The sequence below is a fragment of the Streptomyces minutiscleroticus genome (genome assembly GCF_014650875.1).
GTDB lineage: Bacteria > Actinomycetota > Actinomycetes > Streptomycetales > Streptomycetaceae > Streptomyces > Streptomyces minutiscleroticus.
Map to the genome: position 1 here is coordinate 101,924 of NZ_BMVU01000004.1, position 23,169 is coordinate 125,092.

At 72.0% G+C, this 23,169-nt stretch carries 22 protein-coding genes, 4 tRNA genes and 3 pseudogenes; 6 read left to right on the forward strand and 23 right to left on the reverse strand.

The window, feature by feature from the left end; all coding sequences use genetic code 11:
* Positions 1-534: 534 nt before the first annotated feature.
* The 7 genes from rplL to IE271_RS07640 all read right to left on the reverse strand — a co-directional run bounded on the left by rplL (position 535) and on the right by IE271_RS07640 (position 4,980).
* Positions 535-924: a 50S ribosomal protein L7/L12 gene (gene rplL / locus IE271_RS07610; protein WP_190189418.1), complete on the reverse strand. Its 390-nt coding sequence runs from the start codon at positions 922-924 to the stop codon at positions 535-537.
* 118 nt (positions 925-1,042) lie between these two features.
* Entirely contained in the window at positions 1,043-1,573 is a 531-nt protein-coding gene (gene rplJ, locus IE271_RS07615; protein ID WP_190189419.1) for a 50S ribosomal protein L10, read from the reverse strand.
* Positions 1,574-2,180: 607 nt separating this feature from the next.
* On the reverse strand, positions 2,181-2,906 hold the full coding sequence (gene rplA / locus IE271_RS07620; RefSeq protein ID WP_190189420.1) for a 50S ribosomal protein L1: 726 nt from the start codon (positions 2,904-2,906) through the stop codon (positions 2,181-2,183).
* Positions 2,907-2,982: 76 nt separating this feature from the next.
* Positions 2,983-3,417, reverse strand: coding sequence for a 50S ribosomal protein L11 (gene rplK / locus IE271_RS07625; protein ID WP_190189421.1), 435 nt, complete (start codon positions 3,415-3,417; stop codon positions 2,983-2,985).
* Between the two features lie 193 nt (positions 3,418-3,610).
* On the reverse strand, positions 3,611-4,435 hold the full coding sequence (gene nusG / locus IE271_RS07630) for a transcription termination/antitermination protein NusG (RefSeq protein ID WP_190189422.1): 825 nt from the start codon (positions 4,433-4,435) through the stop codon (positions 3,611-3,613).
* A gap of 77 nt (positions 4,436-4,512) precedes the next feature.
* A complete protein-coding gene (gene secE / locus IE271_RS07635; RefSeq protein ID WP_190189423.1) occupies positions 4,513-4,800 on the reverse strand; it encodes a preprotein translocase subunit SecE in 288 nt (95 codons plus the stop codon).
* A gap of 107 nt (positions 4,801-4,907) precedes the next feature.
* Positions 4,908-4,980 (reverse strand) — tRNA-Trp (locus IE271_RS07640).
* A gap of 215 nt (positions 4,981-5,195) precedes the next feature.
* Here IE271_RS07640 and IE271_RS07645 point away from each other — a divergent pair.
* The gene (locus IE271_RS07645; protein WP_190189424.1) at positions 5,196-6,422 is read left to right on the forward strand and encodes a pyridoxal phosphate-dependent aminotransferase; all 1,227 of its coding nucleotides are present in this window, start codon (positions 5,196-5,198) and stop codon (positions 6,420-6,422) included.
* A 149-nt stretch (positions 6,423-6,571) separates the two neighbouring features.
* Positions 6,572-7,609, forward strand: coding sequence for an adenosine deaminase (locus tag IE271_RS07650; RefSeq protein WP_190189425.1), 1,038 nt, complete (start codon positions 6,572-6,574; stop codon positions 7,607-7,609).
* 87 nt (positions 7,610-7,696) lie between these two features.
* On the opposite strand, the gene IE271_RS07655 is transcribed toward IE271_RS07650, so the two are convergent.
* The 8 genes and pseudogenes from IE271_RS07655 to IE271_RS07690 form a co-directional block, all read right to left on the reverse strand.
* On the reverse strand, positions 7,697-8,752 hold the full coding sequence (locus IE271_RS07655; protein ID WP_190189606.1) for a UDP-N-acetylmuramate dehydrogenase: 1,056 nt from the start codon (positions 8,750-8,752) through the stop codon (positions 7,697-7,699).
* 159 nt (positions 8,753-8,911) lie between these two features.
* A pseudogene (locus IE271_RS07660) lies at positions 8,912-10,321 on the reverse strand (MFS transporter); the annotation flags it as partial.
* A gap of 212 nt (positions 10,322-10,533) precedes the next feature.
* On the reverse strand, positions 10,534-11,103 hold the full coding sequence (locus IE271_RS07665) for a TetR/AcrR family transcriptional regulator (RefSeq protein WP_190189426.1): 570 nt from the start codon (positions 11,101-11,103) through the stop codon (positions 10,534-10,536).
* Between the two features lie 183 nt (positions 11,104-11,286).
* Positions 11,287-11,715: a MaoC family dehydratase gene (locus IE271_RS07670; protein WP_190189607.1), complete on the reverse strand. Its 429-nt coding sequence runs from the start codon at positions 11,713-11,715 to the stop codon at positions 11,287-11,289.
* 8 nt (positions 11,716-11,723) lie between these two features.
* A complete protein-coding gene (locus IE271_RS07675) occupies positions 11,724-12,176 on the reverse strand; it encodes a MaoC family dehydratase N-terminal domain-containing protein (protein WP_190189427.1) in 453 nt (150 codons plus the stop codon).
* A gap of 103 nt (positions 12,177-12,279) precedes the next feature.
* Positions 12,280-12,444 (reverse strand): 50S ribosomal protein L33, encoded by a 165-nt coding sequence (rpmG, locus tag IE271_RS07680; RefSeq protein WP_003948671.1) that lies wholly within the window; start codon positions 12,442-12,444, stop codon positions 12,280-12,282.
* Between the two features lie 89 nt (positions 12,445-12,533).
* A tRNA-Met gene (locus IE271_RS07685) sits at positions 12,534-12,606 on the reverse strand.
* Between the two features lie 46 nt (positions 12,607-12,652).
* Positions 12,653-12,725: transfer RNA gene (locus IE271_RS07690), tRNA-Thr, on the reverse strand.
* Between the two features lie 451 nt (positions 12,726-13,176).
* On the opposite strand from IE271_RS07690, the gene IE271_RS07695 reads away from it, so the two are divergent.
* A complete protein-coding gene (locus IE271_RS07695; protein ID WP_190189428.1) occupies positions 13,177-14,481 on the forward strand; it encodes an amidohydrolase family protein in 1,305 nt (434 codons plus the stop codon).
* Between the two features lie 162 nt (positions 14,482-14,643).
* Positions 14,644-15,300 (forward strand): SDR family oxidoreductase, encoded by a 657-nt coding sequence (locus tag IE271_RS07700; protein ID WP_190189429.1) that lies wholly within the window; start codon positions 14,644-14,646, stop codon positions 15,298-15,300.
* 144 nt (positions 15,301-15,444) lie between these two features.
* Here the strand turns inward: IE271_RS07700 and IE271_RS07705 are convergent, their stop codons facing one another.
* The gene (locus IE271_RS07705; RefSeq protein ID WP_190189430.1) at positions 15,445-15,657 is read right to left on the reverse strand and encodes a hypothetical protein; all 213 of its coding nucleotides are present in this window, start codon (positions 15,655-15,657) and stop codon (positions 15,445-15,447) included.
* A 209-nt stretch (positions 15,658-15,866) separates the two neighbouring features.
* Positions 15,867-15,999, reverse strand: a tRNA-OTHER gene (locus tag IE271_RS07710).
* A 116-nt stretch (positions 16,000-16,115) separates the two neighbouring features.
* Between IE271_RS07710 and IE271_RS07715 the strand changes: the two genes are divergently transcribed.
* Complete coding sequence (locus IE271_RS07715) at positions 16,116-16,604, forward strand: YajQ family cyclic di-GMP-binding protein (protein ID WP_190189431.1); 489 nt, start codon at positions 16,116-16,118, stop codon at positions 16,602-16,604.
* A gap of 121 nt (positions 16,605-16,725) precedes the next feature.
* On the opposite strand, the gene IE271_RS07720 is transcribed toward IE271_RS07715, so the two are convergent.
* Entirely contained in the window at positions 16,726-16,992 is a 267-nt protein-coding gene (locus IE271_RS07720; protein ID WP_190189432.1) for a GlsB/YeaQ/YmgE family stress response membrane protein, read from the reverse strand.
* A 211-nt stretch (positions 16,993-17,203) separates the two neighbouring features.
* Here IE271_RS07720 and IE271_RS07725 point away from each other — a divergent pair, with 211 nt between their 5' ends.
* Complete coding sequence (locus IE271_RS07725; protein WP_190189433.1) at positions 17,204-18,493, forward strand: APC family permease; 1,290 nt, start codon at positions 17,204-17,206, stop codon at positions 18,491-18,493.
* A 19-nt stretch (positions 18,494-18,512) separates the two neighbouring features.
* On the opposite strand, the gene IE271_RS07730 is transcribed toward IE271_RS07725, so the two are convergent.
* The 5 genes and pseudogenes from IE271_RS07730 to IE271_RS07745 all read right to left on the reverse strand — a co-directional run.
* Positions 18,513-18,905 carry a YccF domain-containing protein gene (locus IE271_RS07730; RefSeq protein WP_190189434.1) on the reverse strand — a complete coding sequence of 131 codons (393 nt, stop codon included), beginning with the start codon at positions 18,903-18,905 and terminating at the stop codon, positions 18,513-18,515.
* Complete coding sequence (gene htpX / locus IE271_RS07735) at positions 18,902-19,765, reverse strand: zinc metalloprotease HtpX (RefSeq protein WP_190189435.1); 864 nt, start codon at positions 19,763-19,765, stop codon at positions 18,902-18,904. The genes IE271_RS07730 and htpX overlap by 4 nt, the downstream gene beginning before the upstream one ends.
* A gap of 224 nt (positions 19,766-19,989) precedes the next feature.
* A complete protein-coding gene (locus IE271_RS07740; protein WP_190189436.1) occupies positions 19,990-21,489 on the reverse strand; it encodes an NADH-quinone oxidoreductase subunit N in 1,500 nt (499 codons plus the stop codon).
* Positions 21,486-21,905: pseudogene (locus IE271_RS43875) on the reverse strand (NADH-quinone oxidoreductase subunit M); the annotation flags it as partial. The gene IE271_RS07740 and the pseudogene IE271_RS43875, both read right to left, overlap by 4 nt.
* A gap of 108 nt (positions 21,906-22,013) precedes the next feature.
* Positions 22,014-23,168 (reverse strand): annotated as a pseudogene (locus tag IE271_RS07745) (complex I subunit 4 family protein); the annotation flags it as partial.
* Position 23,169 lies beyond the last annotated feature (1 nt).

A 23,169-nucleotide genomic window follows, 5' to 3' on the forward strand; every position in this document is an offset into this window, starting at 1 on the left:
GGCCAGGTCAGGGATGGTCCGATCGTCGGTGCTCAAGCACGGGCATGCCCCTGGTGACGGGCAGGAGGCAGCTAACAGGCAGCGCAAAGGGACAGTGTAGCCACCCGGCACACTGATGTCCAGTCCCGATTTTTTGAGACCCTCGTCGTTCTCACTACCTGCGGCAAGCCACGCCCTCAACGCACATCGATACTGCCCTCTTCGTCACCGATCCATGCCTCGGATCCGGATCGTTGTGACGACGCGTCCTGAGAATTGCGCGCTGCGTGCAGTTCGTCAAGGCCCCCCATGCCCTTACCGGGTCTGCCGCCGTCACATGCGGCCCCGCCCGCCCGTCCGCCACCAGGGCGGCCGGAGGCACGACGAAGATCACCATACTCGTCGTGACCGGCACCGCAAGGCAGCCGCCGCCGGACCCCCGGAACGCCGAAGAGCGACCACCCGGTTGGGTGATCGCTCTTCAGTGCGTAGGCGTTACAGCGCTACAGGAGCGCCGTGTGCGCCTGTGCCGGGTCCGTACGGACCCGTGAGGTCTTACTTGACCTCGACGGAGGCGCCGGCGCCCTTGAGGGACTCGGCGGCCTTGTCGGCGGTCTCCTTGTTGACCTTCTCGAGGACCGGCTTCGGGGTGCCGTCGACGAGGTCCTTGGCCTCCTTCAGACCCAGGGAGGTCAGCTCGCGCACGACCTTGATGACCTGGATCTTCTTGTCGCCGGCGCCGGTGAGGATGACGTCGAACTCGTCCTTCTCCTCCGGGGCCTCGGCAGCGGCGCCACCAGCGGCACCACCGGCGACGACGACCGGGGCGGCCGCGGCGGCGGTGACGTCGAACTTCTCCTCGAAGGCCTTCACGAACTCGGAGAGCTCGATGAGGGTCATCTCCTCGAACTGGGCCAGCAGCTCGTCCTGGGTGAGCTTCGCCATGATGGCGGTCCTTCCACTAAATCGGCAGGTGCCGGATGTACTGGGTGAGGCGGGCGTACGTCGGGCCCGCTGCGACCCCTGCCGCGCTCAGGCGGCGAGGGTCAGAAAGCGAGCCGAATTACTCGGCACCGCCCTGCTCGTCCTGCTTGGCACGGAGCGCGTCCACGGTGCGGACGAGCTTCGACGGCAGCGCCTGGAAGACGGAGGCAGCCTGGGACTGCTTCGCCTTGAAGGCACCGGCCAGCTTGGAGAGCAGAACCTCGCGGGACTCGAGGTCCGCAAGCTTCTTGATCTCGTCGGCGGACAGCGCCTTGCCGTCAAGGACACCGCCCTTGATGACGAGATTCGGGTTGTCCTTGGCGAAGTCACGAAGACCCTTCGCCGACTCCACCGGGTCACCGGTGACGAAGGCGACCGCCGTCGGACCGTTGAACAGGTCGTCGAGCGTGTCGATCCCGGCCTCGTTGGCCGCAATCTTGGTCAGCGTGTTCTTCACCACGGCGTACTGGGCGTTCTCACCGAGCGAACGGCGCAGCTGCTTGAGCTGGGCCACGGTGAGACCGCGGTACTCGGTCAGCACGGCGGCGTTCGAGTTGCGGAACTGGTCCGTCAGCTCGGCAACCGCGGCAGCCTTGTCGGGCCTCGCCATAGAGCCTCGGCCTCCTTCCGGGTGATTCTGACCGCGCGGACCCGAAGGAGGACTGAGGTAAACGAAACGCCCCGGCGCAGGCGCACGGGGCGTGAGCTCGACCGGACGTCCTCGTCTGCGGGACGAGAGGATCCGGGAGCACTTCCACAGTCACCTGCGCGGGTCGTCCGCGGTTCAGCGGATCCTTCGGCCACCGCGCTCTCGTTCGAGTGCACGGCAACGACCAGCGGTCTTTGGCTTCTGGAAAAGAGTAACCGACCCCGGCGGTACGACCAAATCGGGTGAACCCAGTCCTCCGTCCGGCCCGCCCGCCGTTTCACCGCTTCGTGGCTTCCAGCGGCTTCCTGGGGCTTCCAGGGGCGCGGAGGGGCGGCAGGGCGGCTGGGCCGCACGGCGCGCCGCCCCGCGCCCTCGTGCGCCCGCGGCCGGCGCCGGGACGCCTGGGGGCCGCCGCACCAGTCGGCCCCCGCTCCGGGGCGCCCGCCCCTCCCCCTCACGCGGGGCGGGCCGCTGCCCCTCGTGGACACGGGAACGGGCCCCGCACCTCGGAAGGTGCGGGGCCCGTGCTGCGCGTGCGCGACGCGGCTGCCGGAGTGAGCGAAAGGGCTCAGACGGCGGCCGGGTCCTCCTCGACGAGGAGGTTGCGGGTGCGGTTGGAGTCGACCGGGATGCCGGGGCCCATCGTGGTGCTGATGGCGGCCTTCTTGATGTAGCGGCCCTTGGCGGCGGACGGCTTCAGACGGAGGATCTCCTCCAGGGCCGCACCGTAGTTCTCCACCAGCTGGGAGTCCTCGAACGAGGTCTTGCCGATGATGAAGTGCAGGTTCGAGTGCTTGTCGACGCGGAACTCGATCTTGCCGCCCTTGATGTCGGTGACAGCCTTGGCGACGTCCGGGGTCACGGTGCCGGTCTTGGGGTTCGGCATGAGACCACGGGGACCGAGCACGCGGCCGAGGCGGCCGACCTTGCCCATGAGGTCCGGGGTGGCGACGACGGCGTCGAAGTCCAGGCGGCCCTTCGACACCTCGTCGATGAGCTCGTCGGCGCCGACGATGTCGGCGCCCGCGGCACGCGCGGCCTCGGCACGGTCGCCGGTCGCGAAGACCAGGACCCGGGCGGTCTTACCGGTGCCGTGCGGAAGGTTCACGGTGCCACGGACCATCTGGTCGGCCTTGCGCGGGTCGACACCCAGGCGGAAGGCGACCTCGACGGTGCCGTCGAACTTCGTCGTGGAGGTCTCCTTGGCGAGACGCACGGCCTCGAGCGGGGCGTACAGCTTCTCCCGGTCGACCTTGGCGTCCGCAGCGCGGAGGGACTTGCTGCGCTTGCTCACTGCTGCTCCTGTGTGTTCTGAGGAGTCGTGGTACGGGCCGAGCAGGCCCTTCCACGGGGTTCTACGAAGGTGGGGTTCAGCCCTCGACCGTGATGCCCATGGAGCGGGCGGTGCCGGCGATGATCTTCGACGCGGCGTCCAGGTCGTTGGCGTTGAGGTCGGGCAGCTTGGTCTGGGCGATCTCGCGGACCTGCGCCTCGGTGATCTTGGCGACCTTGGTCTTGTGCGGCTCGCCGGAGCCCTTCTCGACGCCTGCGGCCTTGAGGATCATCTTCGCGGCCGGCGGGGTCTTGGTGATGAAGGTGAAGGAACGGTCCTCGTAGACCGTGATCTCCACCGGGATGACCCAACCGCGCTGCGACTCGGTCGCGGCGTTGTAGGCCTTGCAGAACTCCATGATGTTGACGCCGTGCTGACCCAGCGCGGGGCCGACCGGCGGGGCCGGGTTGGCGGCGCCGGCCTGGATCTGGAGCTTGATGAGCCCCGTGACCTTCTTCTTCTTGGGAGGCATTGCTCTCTCCGGGTCCTAGTGAGAGTTTTCAGCCCACTCATCCGGATCATCCGGATGGAGGCATACCGCACAACGATAACGGGTATCCATGCGCGGCCAAAAACCGAGCAGGTCAGACCGTCCCCCGCAAGCGGGAGGTGCCCCCAGTAGGAGCATGGTCTGACCTGGTCGGAAGCGGTACGTCCAGAAGGAGCTAGTTCTTCTGGATCTGGTCGAAGCTCAGCTCGACCGGGGTCTCGCGGCCGAAGATCTCGACGAGGCCCTTGACCTTCTTCGAGTCGGCGTTGATCTCGTTGATGGTCGCCTGCAGCGTGGCGAACGGGCCGTCGGTGACGGTGACCGAGTCGCCCACCTCGAAGTCCAGGACCTGGACCTCGACCTTGCGCTGCGGCGCCGGCTTGCCCTCGGCCTCGGCGGCCTCGCGGGCGGCCTTCTCCTCCGCCTCCGGGGCGAGCATCTTCACGATCTCGTCCAGGGACAGCGGGTACGGGTCGTAGGCGTTGCCCACGAAGCCGGTGACGCCGGGCGTGTTGCGGACGACGCCCCAGGACTCGTTCGTCAGATCCATGCGGACGAGCACGTAGCCGGGCAGCTTGTTCTGCCGGACGGTCTTGCGCTCGCCGTTCTTGATCTGGACGATCTCCTCCTCGGGGACCTCGGCCTGGTAGATGAAGTCCTCGACGTTCAGGGAGACGGCGCGCTGCTCCAGGTTGGCCTTCACGCGCTTCTCGTAGCCGGCGTAGGTGTGGATGACGTACCACTCGCCGGGCAGGGTGCGCAGCTCCTCACGGAGCGCGGCGACGGGGTCGACCGGCTCGGTCTCCTCCTCGGCGGCCTCGTCCTCGACGGGTTCGTCCGCGGCTTCCTCGACGTCGTCGGCCTGGTCAGCAGCGCCCTCGGCAGCCTCGACCTCGTCGCGCTCCTCGGTGTCCGTGGTGTCCGCGCCCTCGACGGTGTCGAGCTCGTCATCGACGGACCGCGCCGACTCGACGGCGTCGTTCAGGTTCGGGTCAGACACTGTGGCTGCTTCTTCCTGGATACAGAGGGGTGGAACACGCGAAAGGGGCGCCGGGTACGGCGCCCTTCGCTCTTGACTCAGCCGAAGACGTACTTGGCCGCGTGGTTGAGTCCATAGTCAATCACGGTCACCAGACCGATCATGATGACCACGAAAATGATCACCACAGTGGTGTACGTCGTCAGCTGGCCGCGTGTCGGCCAGACGACCTTGCGGAGCTCCGCGATGATCTGGCGGTAGAAGAGGGCGAGGCGCTTCAGCGGGCCCTTCTTGGCGCGCTTGCCGCCCTTGCGGGTCTTCTTGCCGGACTCCGGCGCCTCGTCCTGGGCATCAGGCATGTCGATGGAGCCCACGGCGTCCGTCACTCGTCCTCACCTGATTCCGGGTCGTGGCCGTGCCGCGCCCGGTGGAGCCGCACGGCGGTGCATTGCAGTACGTACATGCGCACACATCCTGGCGAAGGTGTGTGTAGCAGGGCCGGAGGGACTTGAACCCCCAACCGCTGGTTTTGGAGACCAGTGCTCTACCAATTGAGCTACGACCCTTTGGTTCCCCACAAACGTACCGCATCCGCCCGGATGCTCGGCGTGCACCCGATGAGAGCGGCCGCTGGAGGCCAACGAGGTGAGAGTGTACGTGGTCCGGCGCCCGCCGTCGAACAGAAAGCGTCCGTACGGCGATCTTCCTGCGGTTCCACGGGGGTGCTCAGTCTGTGAAACCCGTATGCCGCGGGAGTTTCCGGTCTGAAACGATGGGGCCCATGAGCGCTGCAACCCCTCCCACCGAGCGCCGGGTCTCCGCCCGGGTCGGTGCGATCTCCGAGTCCGCCACCCTCGCCGTGGACGCCAAGGCCAAGGCCCTGAAGGCCGCCGGGCGCCCGGTGATCGGCTTCGGTGCCGGTGAGCCCGACTTCCCGACGCCGGACTACATCGTCGAGGCCGCCGTCGAGGCGTGCAAGAACCCCAAGTACCACCGGTACACGCCGGCGGGCGGGCTGCCCGAGCTGAAGGCCGCGATCGCGGCCAAGACGCTGCGGGACTCCGGGTACGAGATCGACGCCGCCCAGGTCCTGGTGACCAACGGCGGCAAGCAGGCCATCTACGAGGCGTTCGCCGCGATCCTCGACCCGGGCGACGAGGTCATCGTCCCGGCGCCGTACTGGACGACGTACCCGGAGTCGATCCGGCTGGCCGGCGGTGTGCCCGTCGAGGTCGTCGCCGACGAGACCGCCGGCTACCGCGTCTCGGTGGAGCAGCTGGAGGCCGCCCGCACCGAGCGGACCAAGGTCGTCCTGTTCGTCTCGCCGTCGAACCCGACCGGTGCCGTCTACAGCGAGGCCGACGCCGAGGCGATCGGCCGCTGGGCCGTCGAGCACGGCCTGTGGGTGCTGACCGACGAGATCTACGAGCACCTGGTCTACGGGGACGCGAAGTTCACCTCGCTGCCGGCGCTCGTGCCCGAGCTGCGCGACAAGTGCATCGTGGTCAACGGCGTGGCGAAGACGTACGCGATGACCGGCTGGCGTGTGGGCTGGGTCATCGGCCCCAAGGACGTCGTGAAGGCCGCCACGAACCTCCAGTCGCACGCCACCTCCAACGTCTCGAACGTGGCGCAGGCCGCCGCCCTGGCCGCCGTCTCCGGCGACCTGACCGCCGTCGAGGAGATGCGCGAGGCCTTCGACCGGCGCCGCAGGACGATCGTGCGGATGCTGAACGAGATCGACGGCGTGCTCTGCCCGGAGCCGGAGGGCGCCTTCTACGCGTACCCGTCGGTGAAGGCCCTGGTCGGCAAGGAGATCCGCGGCAGGCGTCCGCAGAACACCGTCGAGCTGGCCGCGCTGATCCTGGAGGAGGCCGAGGTCGCGGTCGTCCCGGGCGAGGCCTTCGGCACGCCGGGCTACCTGCGGCTGTCGTACGCCCTGGGCGACGAGGACCTCGTCGAGGGCGTCTCGCGCATCCAGAAGCTGCTGGCCGAGGCGCGCGACTGACGTCCCCGCCGTCCTTCCGCACGCCCCGCGCGCGTACGGGCCGCGGTCCGCTCACGAGGAGCGGACCGTGGCCCGTTTCTTCGTTCGGCCAAGACCCCGAACAGGGAAAGTGCTACCGGACGGGCGAACGCGTGCGGCAAGATCCTGGGATGGAGCGTGCACGTGATGTCTCTGAGTTGCCGAAGGCCCATCTGCATCTGCACTTCACCGGGTCGATGCGGCCCTCGACCCTGCTGGAGCTGGCCGACAAGTACGGCGTGCGGCTGCCCGACGCGCTGACCGCCGCGGAGCCGCCGAAGCTGCGGGCCACCGACGAGCGGGGGTGGTTCCGCTTCCAGCGGCTGTACGACGCGGCGCGGTCGTGCATCAGAGAGCCCGAGGACATCCGGCGGCTGGTGCGCGAGGCCGCCGAGGAGGACGTCAGGGACGGCTCCGGCTGGCTGGAGATCCAGGTCGACCCGACCTCGTACGCGCCCCGCCTCGGCGGTCTGATCCCGGCCCTGGAGATCATCCTCGACGCGGTGGACACGACCGTGCGCGAGACCGGGCTCGGCATGCGGGTGCTGGTCGCGGCGAACCGCATGAAGCACCCGCTGGACGCCCGCACGCTGGCCCGCCTGGCCGTGCGCTACGCGGACCGGGGCGTCGTCGGTTTCGGCCTCTCCAACGACGAGCGCCGGGGCATGGCCCGCGACTTCGACCGGGCCTTCGCGATCGCCCGGGAGGGCGGGCTGCTGGCCGCGCCGCACGGCGGTGAGCTGACCGGGCCCGCGTCCGTGCGGGACTGCCTGGACGACCTGCACGCCTCGCGGATCGGGCACGGGGTGCGCGCGGCCGAGGACCCGCGGCTGCTGAAGCGGCTCGCCGACCGGGGCGTGACCTGCGAGGTGTGCCCGGCGTCCAACGTCGCCCTCGGGGTGTACGAGAAACCGGAGGACGTGCCCCTGCGCACGCTCTTCGAGGCCGGGGTCCCCATGGCGCTCGGCGCGGACGACCCGCTGCTGTTCGGCTCGCGGCTGGCCGCCCAGTACGAGATCGCGCGGCGGTACCACGGCTTCACGGACGCGGAACTGGCCGAGCTGGCGCGGCAGTCGGTGCGCGGCTCGGCGGCCCCGCAGGACGTCAAGGACAAGCTGCTGTCCGGGGTCGACGCCTGGCTGGCGGCCCCGGCCCCGGCCGCCGCCTGACGACCGGGCTTCCGCCGTCTGACGGCCGGGCCTTTGGACCTGCAGGAGTCCCCGAGGTCTTCGGGGCCCCGGGACGGCGGGGTCGGGCTAGAGCTCGACCCCGACCGTCACCGGCTCGTTGACCAGCGTGATCCCGAAGGCGTCGCGGACGCCGGCGACGACCTCGCGGGCCAGCGCGAGCAGGTCCTCGGTGGTGGCGCCGCCCCGGTTGGTGAGCGCCAGCGTGTGCTTGGTGGAGATCCGGGCGCGGCCGGTGCCGTAGCCCTTCGTGAAGCCGGCCCTGTCGATCAGCCAGGCCGCGGAGGTCTTGGTGCGGCCCTCGCCCGCCGGGTACGCGGGCGGGGCCACGTCCGCGCCCAGCCGCTCCTCCACGCGCGCGCGGAAGACGGCGAAGTCCTCGTCCGTCAGGATCGGGTTGGTGAAGAAGGACCCCGCCGACCAGGTGTCGTGGTCCTCCGGGTCGAGCACCATGCCCTTCCCGGACCGCAGCTTCAGCACGGTCTCGCGGGCGGCGGCCAGGGGCACGCGGTCGCCCGTCCCGACGCCGAGGACGCGGGCCGTCTCGGCGTACCGGACCGGGGCCGACAGCCCGTCCGCGTCCTCCAGGCCGAAGCGGACGCGCAGCACGACGAAGCGTTCCGGCTCGGCCTTGAAGCGGCTGTGGCGGTACGAGAAGCGGCACTCCTCGTTCGAGAGGGTGACCGTCTCCCGCGAGATCCGGTCGTACGCGATCACTTCGGTGATGGTCGAGGACACTTCCTGGCCGTACGCGCCCACGTTCTGGATCGGGGTGGCGCCCGCGGAGCCGGGGATGCCCGCCAGGCACTCGATGCCCGCGAGGCCCGCCTCGACGGTGCGGGCGACGGCGTCGGTCCACACCTCGCCGGCCGCGAGCTCCAGCGCCGTGCCGTCCAGCGAGAAGCCGACCGTGGCGATGCGCAGGGCCGTGCCCGCGAAGCCCTTGTCTCCGATGACCAGGTTGGACCCGCCGCCGATGAGCAGCAGCGGCGTACCGGTGTCGTCGGCCTCGCGGACCGCGGCGATCACCTCGTCGTCGGTCGTCGCGGTGACCAGCCGCGTGGCGGGCCCGCCGAGCCGGAAGGTCGTCAGCGGGGCGAGCGGGGCGTCGTGGAGTTCCTGCACGGCACAAGAGTACGAGAACGGCCCCGCCTGCCGTGGCGGGGCCGTTCCGGTGCGTGACGCCGTCACGGGGCGTCCGGCGGCAGTCCGGCAGGAGCCCTGCGGAGCCGTTCCCCGGAAAGCGCCCGGCGGGGCGCCCGCCGGGAGCTTCCGGCGGCCGTCCGCGTCCGCTCCGGGTGCGGCCCCGTCCCGCGCGCGCCGCCGGGAGGGGATCAGCAGGGCCGCGCCGCCGGCCAGGGCCACCGCCGCCGCACCGGCCCACAGCGCGGGCCGCAGGCCGTCGGCGAAGTCCTGAGCGGACGCGTAGCCGCCCCGGGCGGAGAAGACCGAGGACATCACCGCGACGCCGAGCGCGCCGCCCACCTCGCGCAGCGCGTTGTTGGCGCCGGAGGCGATCCCCTGCTCCTGCGGCAGGACGCTGGACATGACCAGCGCCGAGGCCGGCGCGAAGTACAGGGACATCCCGAGGCCGCTGATCACCAGGGCGGGCAGCTGCGCCGCGTACGAGGTGTCGGCGGCGGCCACGAGGGCGAACCAGGCCAGCCCCGCGGCCTGGAGGAAGAGCCCGGCGGCGACGACCGGACGGCCGCCGACCCGGTCGGACAGATAGCCGGCCAGCGGCGCGACGAGCATCGGCATGCCGGTCCAGGGCAGCATCCGCAGGCCCGCCTCGGTGGGCGAGTAGCCGAGCGCGCCCTGCAGGTACTGGCTGAGCAGGAAGATCGAGCCGAACATGCCGAGGAACATCAGCAGACTCGCCGCGTTGATCCCGGTGAAGGCCCGGCTGCGGAACAGCCGCATCGGCAGCATCGGGTGCGCCGCCCGGCTGCCGTGCAGCACGAATCCGGCCAGCAGCGCGGTGCCCGCGGTCGGGCCGAGGAGCACCAGGGGGTCGCTCCAGCCGACGGCGGGTCCGCGCACCAGTCCGTACACGATCCCGAAGAGGCCGCCGCTGGCGAGCAAGGTGCCGGGGAGGTCGAGCGGCGCCCCGGAGCCGTACGACTCGCGCAGGCGCAGGCGGGCCAGGGGCAGGAGGGCGAGGCCCAGCGGTACGTTCAGCCAGAAGATCCACTGCCAGGACACGTGCTCGGTGAGGCTGCCGCCGATGAGCGGGCCCGAGGCGACGGCGAGTCCGTTGACGGCGCCCCAGACGCCGTACGCCATGCCGCGCCGCTCGGCCGGGACGGCGGCCGTGAGCAGGGTCAGCGTGAGCGGCATCATCACGGCCGCGCCGACGCCCTGCACCGCGCGGGCGGCGATGAGCGAGTCGATGCCGGGCGCCAGCGCGGCGGCCGCGGAGGCCGCGGTGAAGACGGTGAGCCCGGCCATGAAGAGCCGGCGGCGCCCGAACCGGTCGCCCAGGGACGCGCCGGTCATCAGCAGTACGGCGAAGGTGAGCGTGTACGCGCTCACGGTCCACTCGAGGTCGTGCAGCGCTCCCCCGAGGTCCTCGCGGATCGACGGGAGCGCGGTGGTGACGACGAGGTTGTCGAGTGCCGCCATGAATCCGGCGGCACCGGTGATGCCGAGGGCCCAGCCGGCTCCCCCGCGCTGTGCTGTCCGTTCGGGCATCGCTCCTCCAGAGCGTTCGGCCGGGCCCGGCCGGGCCGGTCGACGGTTGGTTAGTAATTGATGACTAACTTTCACGACCATGAAAAAAGCGGCCGTGCGGGTACGAGCACGGGCGGGACGGCCGCCTGCACGGCCCAGCGTCGGGCCGGGGGCGGCCCGGTCCCGCGCCCGGCCGCCGGTCCGACGCCGGCCGGTGACGGACCGGCGGCCGGTCAGGGCGAGAACTTCTTCTCGACCTGGGACGGCGACCCGAACCCTGCCCACACCCGGTGGTCCGCCGGAAAGCCCATCGCGACCAGGGAATTGATCAGCATTCCCTGCGCCATGAACGCCGCGGTCCCCTCCTCGTCGGCCCCGAGCGCCAGATGGACCTCGTCCCACAGGCGCATCCAGCCGGCCCGTACCGCCTCGCCGAACTCGTGGTCGCCGCTCTCCTCGGCGGCGGCCACCGCGACGAACATCTGCAACTGCATCAGCAGGTACTCGGGGTGCTCGGCGATCACCTTCGCGTACGCGCCGCCCATGGCCTCCAGGGCCTCCTCGCCCTCCAGCCCCCCGGCGGCCTCGTCGAAGGTGCGCCGGGTGTCCTGCAGGCAGCGCTCCACCACCGCGAGGAAGAGCGCCCGCTTGCCGGGGAAGAGCCGGAAGAGGTACGGCTGCGAGACACCGACCCGTCTGGCGATCGCCTCGGTGGACGTGCCGTCGTAACCGCCCCGCGCGAACTCGTGCATCGCCGCCCGGACGACGCTCTCGCGCCGCTCCTCCGCGCTCATCCTGACCATGCGAGAAAGTTAGTGTCCAATCACTACCTAGGTCAAGGACACTTCCGCGCGCCACTCCTGCGCACATGGGTCCCGTACGCGCGGGGCCCGGCCGGGAGTCCTCCCGGCCGGGCCCGTGAGACACCGCGTCCGCACAGGTCACGCGCCGCGTCCGCGCAGGACGGGGTGCCGCCTCCGCGCGGCTCAGGCCAGGCGCACGAGGGCCCGGGACATGCCGAGGACCTTCTGGCCCGCACTGGTCGCCAGCAGGTCGACGCGCACGGTGTTGTCGTCGAGCTTGGCCGCGACCTTGCCGGAGACCTCGATCGTGGCGCCCTCGTCGTCGTTCGGGACGACCACGGGCTTGGTGAAGCGCACTCCGTACTCGGCCACGGCGCCCGGGTCCCCGACCCAGTCGGTGACCACGCGGACGGCCTCGGCCATGGTGAACATGCCGTGCGCGATGACGTCGGGCAGTCCGACCTCGACCGCGAACTTCTCGTTCCAGTGGATGGGGTTGAAGTCCCCGGAGGCGCCCGCGTACTGCACCAGCGTGGCGCGGGTCACCTGGAAGGTCTGCGCCGGCAGCTCGGTGCCGACCTCGACGTCCGCGTATGCGATCTTCGCCGCCATCGGATTCCTCACGCCTCCTCTGCCGCGCGGGCCACCAGCTTCGTCCAGGCGGTCACCACGTGCTCGCCCGTCTCGTCGTGCACCTCGCCGCGCACGTCGAGGATGTCGTTGCCCGCCATGGACTTGACGGCCTCGATGGTCGAGGTGACGGTGAGCCGGTCGCCGGCGCGCACCGGGCGCGTGTACGCGAACCTCTGGTCGCCGTGCACGACGCGGCTGTAGTCCAGGCCGAGCTGCGGGTCCCGCACGACGTCGCCCGCGGCCTTGAAGGTGATGGAGAACACGAACGTCGGCGGGGCGATCACGTCGGGGTACCCGAGCGCCTTGGCGGCGTCGGGGTCCGTGTACGCCGGATTGGTGTCCCCCACCGCTTCCGCGAACTCGCGGATCTTCTCCCGGCCGACCTCGTAGGGGTCGGTGGGCGGGTAGGACCGCCCCACGAAGGACTGGTCGAGCGCCATGGCCCGCTACCTCCTGCTACAGACGTGACGTACGTGACAGACCTGGACGAAAACGACGCGAGGCCGTCCCCCTCTCAGGGGACGGCCTCGCGTACGAGCCTTGTTATCGCGTCTCGCGGTGCGCGGTGTGCGCGTTGCAACGCGGGCAGTGCTTCTTCATCTCCAGTCGGTCCGGGTTGTTACGCCGGTTCTTCTTGGTGATGTAGTTCCGCTCCTTGCACTCCACGCAGGCCAGCGTGATCTTCGGGCGGACGTCGGTGGCAGCCACGTGAGTGCTCCTTGACGAACGGGTGGATTGGTTTAACGCAAGAAAGAGTAGCCGACCGAAGGACCGACCCCGCAATCGGCTACTGTGAGTAGCGGTGACCGGACTTGAACCGGTGACACAGCGATTATGAGCCGCTTGCTCTACCGACTGAGCTACACCGCTGTGATGCGATCGGGCCCCGCCTCGCGGCGGGAACCTCACACACCAGAGCCCCAAAACGGAATCGAACCGTTGACCTTCTCCTTACCATGGAGACGCTCTGCCGACTGAGCTATTGGGGCGAGCGATGAAGACATTACACGGTCGCCCGCCGTTCGCCCAAATCCGTTTCGCGCCGCATGGGAGGAGCTGCGACGCGGGGGCTCCGCCGGGCTCGTCCGCGGTTTGTGCAGGGTGGGGGCGGGCGGCGGTCCCGAGGCCGGACGCGCGGGGGGAAACGCCCAGGCACGGAGGTGGCGTGAGCCGTGCGGACGGAAGCGCGGGACGTGGGGGCCGGATGCTCCGCGGCACGCGGGAGGAGTCGCCGGACTCCGGGCGCCCGGAAGCGTTCCGAGGCGGGTGCGCGGGGCCGCGCGCGGAGTGTCCGGCCTGTGCGGACCACGCCGGTACGACTATTCGGCTCCCCCTCGGTTCCTCCTCGATGGCGGCGGACCGCGGTCCTAGGCTCGCCTCACGCTGTGTGATCTTGCGCCTCGTCCGCAGCCGTCACGGCCCCGAGCCCTCAGGAGTGCGATGCCCGACAGCCGGCCACAGCCGCCCCGCTCCTCGTCCTCGCCGTCCGTGCCGCCCTCCCCCGCCTCCCCGCTCCCCGCGGAGGCCGCCTCGCCGGCGCGGTCCGACGGCTCCGCCCTGCTGCTGTGCGGCGCGCGGCTGACCGACGGCCGGACCGTGGACGTACGGCTCGGCGGCGGCCGCATCGAGGCGGTCGGCACGGCGGGCAGCCTCACCGCGCACGCCCCGCGCCTGGACCTCCGGGGCCACCTGCTCCTCCCGGCCCCCGCAGAGCCGCACGCACACTGCGACACGGCCCTCTCCGCCGAGGCCGAGGGGCCGGTCTTGTACGGGCCCGCCGAGGTGCAGCGGCGTACCACGGAGGCCGCGCTCCTGCAGCTGGGGCACGGGGCCACGGCGGTGCGCTCGCACGTGCGGATCGGCGGCGTGCAGGGACTCGGCCCGCTGCGGGCGGTGCTGCGGGCCGGGCGCGCCCTGCGCGGGCTCGTGGACCTGACCGTCGTGGCGATGCCGCGGGTGCTGACCGGGCGCGCGGGCGCCGACGGGCTGGCGATGCTGCGGGACGCGCTGGAGATGGGTGCGTCCGCGGTGGGCGGCTGCCCGGACCTGGACCCCGACCCGGCCGGGTACGTGGAGGCCGTCCTGGAGGTGGCCTCCGCACACGACCGTCCCGTCGACCTGCACACGGACGGCGCCGACCCGGCGCGCCTGGCCCGGTTCGCGGCGATGGCGGGCGGCCTGCGGGCCGGGGTCGCGCTGGGCCCGTGCGGCGGCCTGGACCGGCTGCCCGGCGAGGTGGTGGCGCACACCGCGGAGCGGCTCGCCGCGGCCGGGGTGACCGTGGTCTGCCTGCCGCAGGGCGGCTGCGGCGCCGTCGACGGGCGCGGCACGGCCCCGGCACGGCTGCTGCACGCGGCCGGCGTACGGGTGGCGGCGGGCAGCGGCGCCCTGCGGGACGCGTCCAACCCGGTCGGGCGCGGCGACCCGCTGGAGGCGGCGTACCTGCTGGCCTCGCGCCACGGGCTGCGCGCCGAGGACGCGTACGAGGCGGTGAGCGCGTCCGCGCGGGCGGCGCTCGGGCTGCCCGCGGTGCGCGTGGAGGCGGGGTTCCCGGCCGACCTGCTCGCCGTGCGGGGCGACCGGCTGGACGGGGCGCTGTCCCTGGCGTACAGCCGGATCGTGGTGCACCGCGGACGGGTGGTGACACGGACGAGCGCGGTACGGGAGTTCTGCGGACCGGCGTCCGCGACGGCGGCCGCGGCGCTCGACGTGCCCCGGCAGGCCCGGGGCGGGGCGACGTCCTAGGCGGTGCACGCCGCGGCGGGCGCGGGCGGACTTCCCCGCGGGTGCCGGTGGGTCTCCTGACGAGCGGGGCGGGAGGGCGTGGCCGCGGGGCGGGAGGACGGTCGCGGGCGGGAGGGCGTGGCCGCGGCGCGCGAGCGCGGGTCCGGGCGTACGGTCGAGGGCATGCGCATTGTCATCGCTGGAGGTCATGGTCAGATCGCGCTGCGGCTGGAGCGTCTGCTCGCCGCGCGCGGTGACGAGGTCGTGGGGATCATCCGCAACGCCGAACAGGGCGACGATCTGCGGGCGGCCGGTGCCGAGCCGGCCGTCTGCGACCTGGAGTCGGCACGGGTCGAGGAGGTCGCCGCGCTCCTGGAGGGCGCGGACGCCGTGGTCTTCGCGGCGGGCGCCGGTCCGGGCAGCGGCGCGGCCCGCAAGGACACGGTGGACCGGGGCGCCGCCGTGCTGGTCGCGGACGCCGCGGAGCGGGCTGGCGTGCGGCGGTACGTGGTGGTGTCCTCCATGGGCGCCGACCCGCACCACGAGGGCGACGAGATCTTCGACGCGTACCAGCGCGCCAAGGGCGAGGCGGACGCGTACGTGCGCGGCCGCGAGGCCCTGGACTGGACGATCCTCCGCCCCGGGATGCTGACGGACGACGCGGGCACCGGCCTGGTCCGCCTGGAGGCGTCCACCGGCCGCGGCCCCGTCCCGCGCGACGACGTGGCGGCGGTCCTGGCCGAGCTGCTGGACTCCCCGGCTACGGCCGGCCTGACCCTGGAGCTGATCAGCGGTTCGGCCCCGGTGTCGGTGGCGGTCAAGTCGGTGGCGGGGAACTGAGGGGGCCGGACGCGTCCGCGCGGCCGCGACCGTGGTCGCGGCCGTGTCGGTCCTCCTCTCCCGCGGGGCCGCGGCCGTGACTGCCGCAACGGCGACCGCGCCCCCGGGCACGGCCCTGGCGCCGCCCCGGGCTCCGCGGTGCCCTCAGAACAGCGGGAGCTGCCCGGGGAAGTCCGGGACGGCGTACCCGTCCAGCGTCGGCTGGGCGGCTCCCAGCTCCGCCTGCCTGCGCGAGCCCGGGCACGACACCAGCTCCCCGCTCTGCCGCGCGCCCGGCGGGTCGTGCCGGGCGAACCGCCCGGCGACGACGGCGATATCGCGACGGCACTCGGGACACTGTCTGCGACGTGAGGACATGGGCTCAGCGTACGGTCGGGCAGTGACAGCGCGTTACGACCCGCTCGTTTTCGATTCCGCTCGAACGGATCGCCCGTCGGCGTGCGCAAGCCGTGCCCCGGGCACGCGAGTTCGTGAATACACCCGGGCCTGCGAGTGCGTGCGCCCGGACACACGAAGAGACCCCCTCCGGTCCGTTCTTCACGGATCGGAGGGGGTCTCCCTCAGCGTGGCGGCGCCAGGATTCGAACCTGGGAAGGCTGAGCCACACCGCCGGGTCCGCTGCCTCTTCGAACCGCCTTTCGGCGGTGCTCCGTGGCAACGACGTAAACGATACCCGATGCCCAGGGGTGCTTCGCCACCCGATTGATCGCCACCCGGGGGGCGGGGGGTGACTAGGCTTGTCCGGACGCGGCGCGGAGCCCATGCCGGGCCCGGCGGCCGCCCTTTACGCACCCCGATACAAGGAGCCACAGGACATGGCCGACTCCAGTTTCGACATCGTCTCGAAGGTCGAGCGGCAGGAGGTCGACAACGCCCTCAACCAGGCCGCCAAGGAGATCTCGCAGCGCTACGACTTCAAGAACGTGGGCGCCTCCATCTCCTGGTCCGGCGAGAAGATCCTGATGGAGGCGAACTCCGAGGAGCGGGTCAAGGCGATCCTCGACGTCTTCCAGTCCAAGCTGATCAAGCGGGGCATCTCGCTGAAGGCGCTCGACGCGGGCGAGCCGCAGCTCTCCGGCAAGGAGTACAAGATCTTCGCGTCGATCCAGGAGGGCATCTCCCAGGAGAACGCCAAGAAGGTGGCGAAGATCATCCGCGACGAGGGCCCGAAGGGCGTGAAGGCCCAGGTGCAGGGCGACGAGCTGCGCGTCAGCTCGAAGAGCCGGGACGACCTGCAGACCGTGATCGCCCTCCTGAAGGGCAAGGACTTCGACTTCGCGCTGCAGTTCGTCAACTACCGGTGACGTACCGGTGACGACGCGCCCGGGGCGCGTACGGAACGCGGACGTGAGGACGAGAAAGGGTGGGCACCCCGGCGGGTGCCCACCCTTCTCGCCTGCTGGCTGCGGGTCGTGGAGTGCGCGGTCAGTCGCGCGAGTGGCCGAACAGCAGGCGGTAGACGATGAGCAGCACCAGGGAGCCGCCGATCGCCGCGGCCCAGGTGGCGCCGTCGTAGAAGTCCTTCGAGATCGGGTGGTCCAGCCAGCGGGCGGAGATCCAGCCGCCGATGAACGCGCCCGCGATGCCGATGACCGTCGTGCCGATGAAGCCGCCCGGGTCGCGTCCCGGCAGCAGGAATTTGGCGATGGCACCGGCCAACAGTCCCAGGATGATCCAGCCGATGATGCTCATGCCGTGAACCTGCCCCTCTGCGCTGCGTTCGCGCTGTGATCCTGCTCGCGCCCGGTCACGTTCATGCCGTGTCCATGTTCTGCACGTCGTGCTGACGCGGTGGTTCGGTGTACTGGTGTTCGTCATCCATCGCCCGGAATGACGCCTGTGCCTCGGTGACCGGTTGCAGCGGCCGGCGAGGCGTGGGTCACGACCAGATGAGGTGCGCTCCATGACACAGCTCGGTTCCGGTTCCCCCGGCGGGCGCGGGCCTGACCCGCGGGAGCCCGGCCCCGGGCTGCGGCGGACGCTCGGGACCGGGGACGCCGTCGTCATCGGGCTCGGCTCGATGGTCGGCGCCGGGATCTTCGCGGCCCCCGGCCCGGCGGCGCGGGCCGCCGGGACCGGCCTGCTGCCCGCGCTCGCCCTCGCCGCCGTCGTCGCCTACTGCAACGCGACCTCGTCCGCCCGGCTGGCCGCGCTCTACCCGGCCTCGGGCGGCACCTACGTGTACGGGCGCGAGCGGCTCGGCGCCTTCTGGGGGTGGCTGGCGGGCTGGGCGTTCGTCGTCGGCAAGACCGCCTCGTGCGCGGCGATGGCGCTGACCGCGGGCGCGTACCTGTGGCCGGAGCGGGCGCACGCCGTGGCGGTGGCCGCGGTCGTGGCGCTGACCGCGGTGAACTACGGCGGGGTGCGCAAGTCCGCGTGGGCGACGCGGGTGATCGTGGCGGTGGTCCTGGCGGTCCTCGCCGCCGTGGTCGTCGTGTGCCTGGGCTCCGGCTCCTCCGGCGCCGGGGGGCCGGTCGTCGGCGCCTCCGCCGGTGCGGGCGGGGTGCTGGAGGCGGCGGGGCTGCTGTTCTTCGCCTTCGCCGGTTACGCGCGCATCGCCACGCTCGGGGAGGAGGTGCGGGACCCGGCCCGCACCATCCCGCGCGCGATCCCGCTGGCCCTCGGCATCGCGCTCGTGGTGTACGCGGCCGTGGTGGTGGCCGTCCTCTCCGTGCTGGGCGCGGAGGGGCTCGGGCGGGCGACCGCGCCGCTCGCGGACGCGGTGCGGGCGGCGGGCGCGCCGGCGCTCGTGCCGGTGGTGCGGGCGGGCGCCGCGGCGGCCGCGCTCGGCTCGCTCCTGGCGCTGGTCCTGGGCGTGTCCCGGACGGTGCTTGCCATGGCCCGCGACCGGCACCTGCCGGGCGCGCTGGCCGCCGTGCACCCGCGCCACCGGGTGCCCCACCGGGCGGAGCTGGCCGTGGGCGCGGTGGTGGCCGTCCTGGCCGCGACGGCGGACGTACGGGAGGCCGTGGGCTTCTCCTCCTTCGGCGTGCTGCTCTACTACGCGGTCGCCAACGCCTCCGCCTGGACGCTGTCCCCGGCGGTCCGGACCCGCCTCCTGCCCGCAGCGGGGCTCGTCGGGTGCGTGGCGCTGGCCTTCTCGCTGCCCTGGACGTCGGTGGCCGCCGGCGCGGGCGTGATCGGGGCCGGTGCGGCCGTGTACGCGCTGCGGCGGCGGGCCGCCGCACGTTAGCCGGTCGGTCCCCGGCCGGTCAGCGGGCCGCGAACGGCTGGTCCGTGGGTACGATCTCGCGGCCCAGCGGGAACAGCGAGACCGGTATGAGCTTGAAGTTGGCGATGCCGAACGGGATGCCGACGATCGTGACGCACAGGGCGATGCCGGTGGTGATGTGGGCGAGGACGAGCCACCAGCCGGCGAGGACCAGCCACAGCACGTTGCCGACGCAGGAGGGGGCGCCCGCGTCGCGGCGCTCGACCGTCGTGCGCCCGAAGGGCCACAGGGCGTAGACGCCGATGCGGAACGCGGCGATCCCGAACGGGATGCCGATGACCGTGACGCACAGGAGGACGCCCGCGGCCAGGTAGCCCAGGAAGAGCCAGAAGCCGCTCAGGACCAGCCATATGAGGTTCAGGAGTGTCTTCACCGGTGAGGACCTGCCATCTGCTCGAGCCGGGCGATGCGCTCCGCCATCGGCGGGTGCGTGGAGAACATCCTGGCCAGGCCCTGGCCCGGCCGGAACGGGTTCGCGATCATCATGTGGCTCGCGGTCTCGATGCGGGGCTCGGGCGGCAGGGGCAGCTGCTTCGTGCCCGCTTCGAGCTTGCGCAGCGCACTGGCGAGCGCCAGGGGGTCGCCGGTGAGCTGGGCCCCGGAGGCGTCCGCCTCGTACTCCCGGGAGCGGCTGACGGCCAACTGGATGAGGGACGCGGCGAGCGGCCCGAGGAGCATGATCAGCAGCATGCCCAGGAGGCCGGGGCCGTCGTCGTCGTTGGAGCGGCCGACCGGGATCAGCCAGGCGAAGTTGACCAGGAACATGATCACGGAGGCGAGGGCGCCGGCGACGGACGAGATCAGGATGTCGCGGTTGTAGACGTGGCTGAGCTCGTGGCCGATGACGCCGCGCAGCTCGCGCTCGCTGAGGATGCGCAGGATGCCCTCGGTGCAGCACACGGCGGCGTTGCGCGGGTTGCGGCCCGTGGCGAAGGCGTTGGGGTTCTCCGTGGGCGAGATGTACAGCCGGGGCATCGGCTGGCGGGCCTGCGTGGAGAGCTCGCGGACCATGCGGTACAGCTCCGGCGCCTCGAACTCGCTCACCGGCCGGGCGCGCATCGCGCGAAGGGCCAGCTTGTCGCTGTTCCAGTACGCGTACGCGTTGGTGCCGACCGCGACGAGCAGTGCGACGACGAGTCCCCCGCGGCCGAAGAAGCTGCCGATGAGGATGATGAGTGCGGACAGCCCCCCGAGGAGTACGGCGGTCCTCAGCCCGTTGTGCCGGCGGTGCACGGTACGCCCTCCAAGTGGTGCGGCGGGGAACCCTCTGCCTGTCGATCTCTGCTGCCACTGGTGTCGGTCCCTGCGGTCCAGTGGACCCTCCCGTATGGGTCAACGCCAGGCGGGGAGCACTAGTTCCCTTGTGCGCACGACGGCATGAGTGGACCGTCCGGGTGACGGTCCCCACAGGCGCGCGGGTGTTTCGGACGGGCCGCGGCGGCGAGGGCCGCCGCGGGTCAGAAGAGGCCGGTGTCCGAGAAGCGGAGGATCAGCTGGGGCGCCCCGGAGAGGGCGACCCCGAGGACCGCGGTGAGGGCGATCGCCGCGGTCAGCGGTGCCGGGACGCGGTGCTTGCGCGTCTCCCCCTCGGGGGCGCGGAACAGCAGCGCCGTCCACCGGAGGTAGTAGACCAGCGCGATCACGACGTTGACGGCCATGACCACGGAGAGCCAGCCCAGGCCCGCGTCGACGGCCGCCGAGAAGACGGTGACCTTCGCGAACAGGCCCACGACGCCCGGCGGCAGACCGGCCAGGCAGAGCAGGAAGAAGGCCAGGACGAGCGCGGTGACGGGGTGCGAGGCGTACAGGCCCCGGTAGTCGGCGACGCGGTTGAGCGGGCTCCTGCGGGCCACCAGGGCGGCGATCGCGAAGGCGCCCAGGTTCACGGCCGCGTACATGAGGGCGTACGCGACGGTGGACCCGACGGCCCCCTCGGCGTCGTCGGTGTACGCGGCGGCGGCGATCGGCACCAGGAGGTAGCCGGCCTGGCCGACGGAGGACCAGGCGAGCAGGCGGACCGCGCCGTGCGCGCGCGTGGCCCGCTGCCTGAGGGCGCCGACGTTGCCGGCGGTCATGGTGAGCGCGGCGAGGACGGCCAGCGCCGGGCCCCACACGCCGGCGTACGGCGGGAACGCGACGACGGTGACGAGGATCAGGCCGGAGAAGCCGACCGCCTTGCCGACGACCGACAGGTAGGCGGCGATCGGCAGGGGCGCGCCCACGTAGGTGTCGGGCACCCAGAAGTGGAACGGGACGGCGGCCGTCTTGAAGGCGAAGCCGACGAGGGTGAGGACGACGCCGGTCTGCGCGAGCGTGTGCAGCTGCCCGTCGACGTCCCCGATCCGGCCGGCGACCTCGGTGAGGTACAGGGTGCCGGTCGTGGCGTACACGAAGCTGACGCCCAGGAGGCTCACGGCGGTCGCGGTGACCGAGGACAGGAAGAACTTCAGGGCCGCCTCGGAGGAGCGCCGGTCGCCGTGGCGGATGCCCACCAGGGCGAACGCGGGCAGCGAGGCGACCTCCAGGGCGACGATCAGGGTCGCGAGGTCCCGGGACGCGGGCAGCAGGGCGGCGCCGGCGGCCGAGGAGAGCAGCAGGAACCAGTACTCCCCTTCGGGGAGCCGTCGGTCCGCGTCCTTCAGGGCGGTCACCGACAGCAGGGCCGCCAGGAGCGCGCCGCCGAGCACGAGCAGCTGGACGACCAGGGTGAACCGGTCCGCGGCGTAGCTGCAGGCGTCGCCGCCGGTGACGCGGCAGAAGGTGGCGCGGTCGCCGTCCAGGAGGGGCAGCAGCGCGAGCAGGGACAGGGCGAGGCCCGCCACCGAGGACCAGCCCAGCAGCGCCTTCCTGGCGTCGGCCAGGAAGAGGTCGGCGACGAGCACGGCGAGCCCGACGACGGCCGCGATGGTCGGCGGCGCGATCGCGAGCCAGTCGACCGACTGGACGAGGGAGCTCATCGGGTGCCTCCTGAGAGGAGCTGCTGCACGGCCGGGTCGGTCAGGCCGAGGAGGGCGCGCGGCCACAGGCCGGCGACGACGGTGAGGACGACGAGCGGGGTCCAGGCGGCGAACTCGTACGTCCGGACGTCGGCGAGTTCCGGACTCTCCCGCTCGGCGGGGCCCATGCAGACGCGGCGCACGACGACGAGCAGGTACGCGGCGGTGAGCAGGGTCCCGAAGGCGGCGACCGCCATGAAGACGAGGAACGCGGGGCGGCTGAGGCCCTCGGCGGGCCGGAACGCGCCGAACAGCGCCAGCATCTCGCCCCAGAACCCGCCGAGACCGGGCAGTCCCAGGGAGGCGACGGCGGCGAAGGAGAGCAGGCCGCCGAGGCGCGGGGCCCGGCTGTAGAGGGCGCCTCCGGTCCCGGCGGCGCCTGTGCTTCCGGTACCGCTCGTACCTCCGGTACCGCTCGTGCTTCCGGCGCTTCCGGGTGCGCCGGTGGCGCCCGCCACGGAGCGCGTTCCGGCCGCCGCGCGGGAGAGGGCGTCGAGGTCGGTGGTGCCGGTGCGGTCCTTGACCGCGCCGACCAGGAAGAACAGCAGGCCGGTGATGAGGCCGTGGGCGATGTTGGCGAACAGCGCGCCGTTCACGCCGGTCGGGCTCATCGTCGCGATGCCGAGGAGCACGAAGCCCATGTGGCCGACGGACGAGTACGCGATGAGGCGCTTCAGGTCGCCCTTCGCGCCCTGTTTGGCGAGGGACAGGCAGGCAAGGGAGCCGTAGACGATCCCGACGACCGCGAAGGCGGCCAGGTACGGCGCGAAGGTCCGCATCCCCTCGGGCGCGACCGGCAGCAGGATCCGGACGAACCCGTACGTACCCATCTTCAGCAGGACACCGGCCAGCAGGACCGAGCCGACGGTGGGCGCGGCGGTGTGCGCGTCCGGCAGCCAGCTGTGCAGCGGCCACATCGGCGTCTTGACGGCGAGTCCGATCCCGATCGCCAGAACGGCGACGACCTGCACGGACGTGGTCAGCGAGCGGCCGTTGTCAGTGGCGAGTGCCACCATGTCGAACGTGCCGGAGTTCAGGCCGACGAGCAGCAGGCCCAGCAGCATCACGACCGAGCCGAGCAGGGTGTAGAGGATGAACTTCCAGGCGGCCGCCCGGCGTCCGGCGCCGCCCCACCGGGCGATCAGGAAGTACATCGGGACGAGCACCGTCTCGAACGCCAGGAAGAACAGCAGCAGATCGAGGACGGCGAAGGTCGCGAGGGTGCCGGTCTCCAGGACCAGCAGCAGCGCGACGAACGCCTTCGGGCTCGGGCCCGCGGGCGTCTTGAAGTAGGAGTACAGCGCGCACAGGAAGGTCAGCAGCGCGGTCAGGACCAGCAGGGGGAGGGAGATGCCGTCGATGCCGAGGTGGATGCGCACGTCGAGTGCGGGGATCCAGCTGATGTCGGTCGTGGCCTGCATCCTCGACGGCCGGCTGTGGTCGAAGCCGAGCGCGAGGACGATCGCGGCGACGAGGACGGCGCCGGTCACGACCACGCCGTGGCGCAGTACGGCCTGGTCCGGTGACTTCCCCTTCAGCCCGGGCGGGGCGGGCAGGAGGGCGGCGGCCGCGCCGATGAGCGGGCCGACGACGATCAACGCGAGAAGGAACTGCATCACGGACTCGCTGATATCGATCATG

Coding starts and splice junctions, on each gene's coding strand:
- rplL (WP_190189418.1), bottom strand. CDS start 924: ATGGCGAAGCTCACCCAGGACGAGCTGCTGGCCCAGTTCGAGGAGATG.
- rplJ (WP_190189419.1), bottom strand. CDS start 1,573: ATGGCGAGGCCCGACAAGGCTGCCGCGGTTGCCGAGCTGACGGACCAG.
- rplK (WP_190189421.1), bottom strand. CDS start 3,417: ATGCCTCCCAAGAAGAAGAAGGTCACGGGGCTCATCAAGCTCCAGATC.
- IE271_RS07645 (WP_190189424.1), top strand. CDS start 5,196: ATGAGCGCTGCAACCCCTCCCACCGAGCGCCGGGTCTCCGCCCGGGTC.
- IE271_RS07650 (WP_190189425.1), top strand. CDS start 6,572: ATGGAGCGTGCACGTGATGTCTCTGAGTTGCCGAAGGCCCATCTGCAT.
- IE271_RS07665 (WP_190189426.1), bottom strand. CDS start 11,103: ATGGTCAGGATGAGCGCGGAGGAGCGGCGCGAGAGCGTCGTCCGGGCG.
- IE271_RS07670 (WP_190189607.1), bottom strand. CDS start 11,715: ATGGCGGCGAAGATCGCATACGCGGACGTCGAGGTCGGCACCGAGCTG.
- IE271_RS07675 (WP_190189427.1), bottom strand. CDS start 12,176: ATGGCGCTCGACCAGTCCTTCGTGGGGCGGTCCTACCCGCCCACCGAC.
- IE271_RS07695 (WP_190189428.1), top strand. CDS start 13,177: ATGCCCGACAGCCGGCCACAGCCGCCCCGCTCCTCGTCCTCGCCGTCC.
- IE271_RS07700 (WP_190189429.1), top strand. CDS start 14,644: ATGCGCATTGTCATCGCTGGAGGTCATGGTCAGATCGCGCTGCGGCTG.
- IE271_RS07705 (WP_190189430.1), bottom strand. CDS start 15,657: ATGTCCTCACGTCGCAGACAGTGTCCCGAGTGCCGTCGCGATATCGCC.
- IE271_RS07715 (WP_190189431.1), top strand. CDS start 16,116: ATGGCCGACTCCAGTTTCGACATCGTCTCGAAGGTCGAGCGGCAGGAG.
- IE271_RS07720 (WP_190189432.1), bottom strand. CDS start 16,992: ATGAGCATCATCGGCTGGATCATCCTGGGACTGTTGGCCGGTGCCATC.
- IE271_RS07725 (WP_190189433.1), top strand. CDS start 17,204: ATGACACAGCTCGGTTCCGGTTCCCCCGGCGGGCGCGGGCCTGACCCG.
- IE271_RS07740 (WP_190189436.1), bottom strand. CDS start 21,489: ATGAGCTCCCTCGTCCAGTCGGTCGACTGGCTCGCGATCGCGCCGCCG.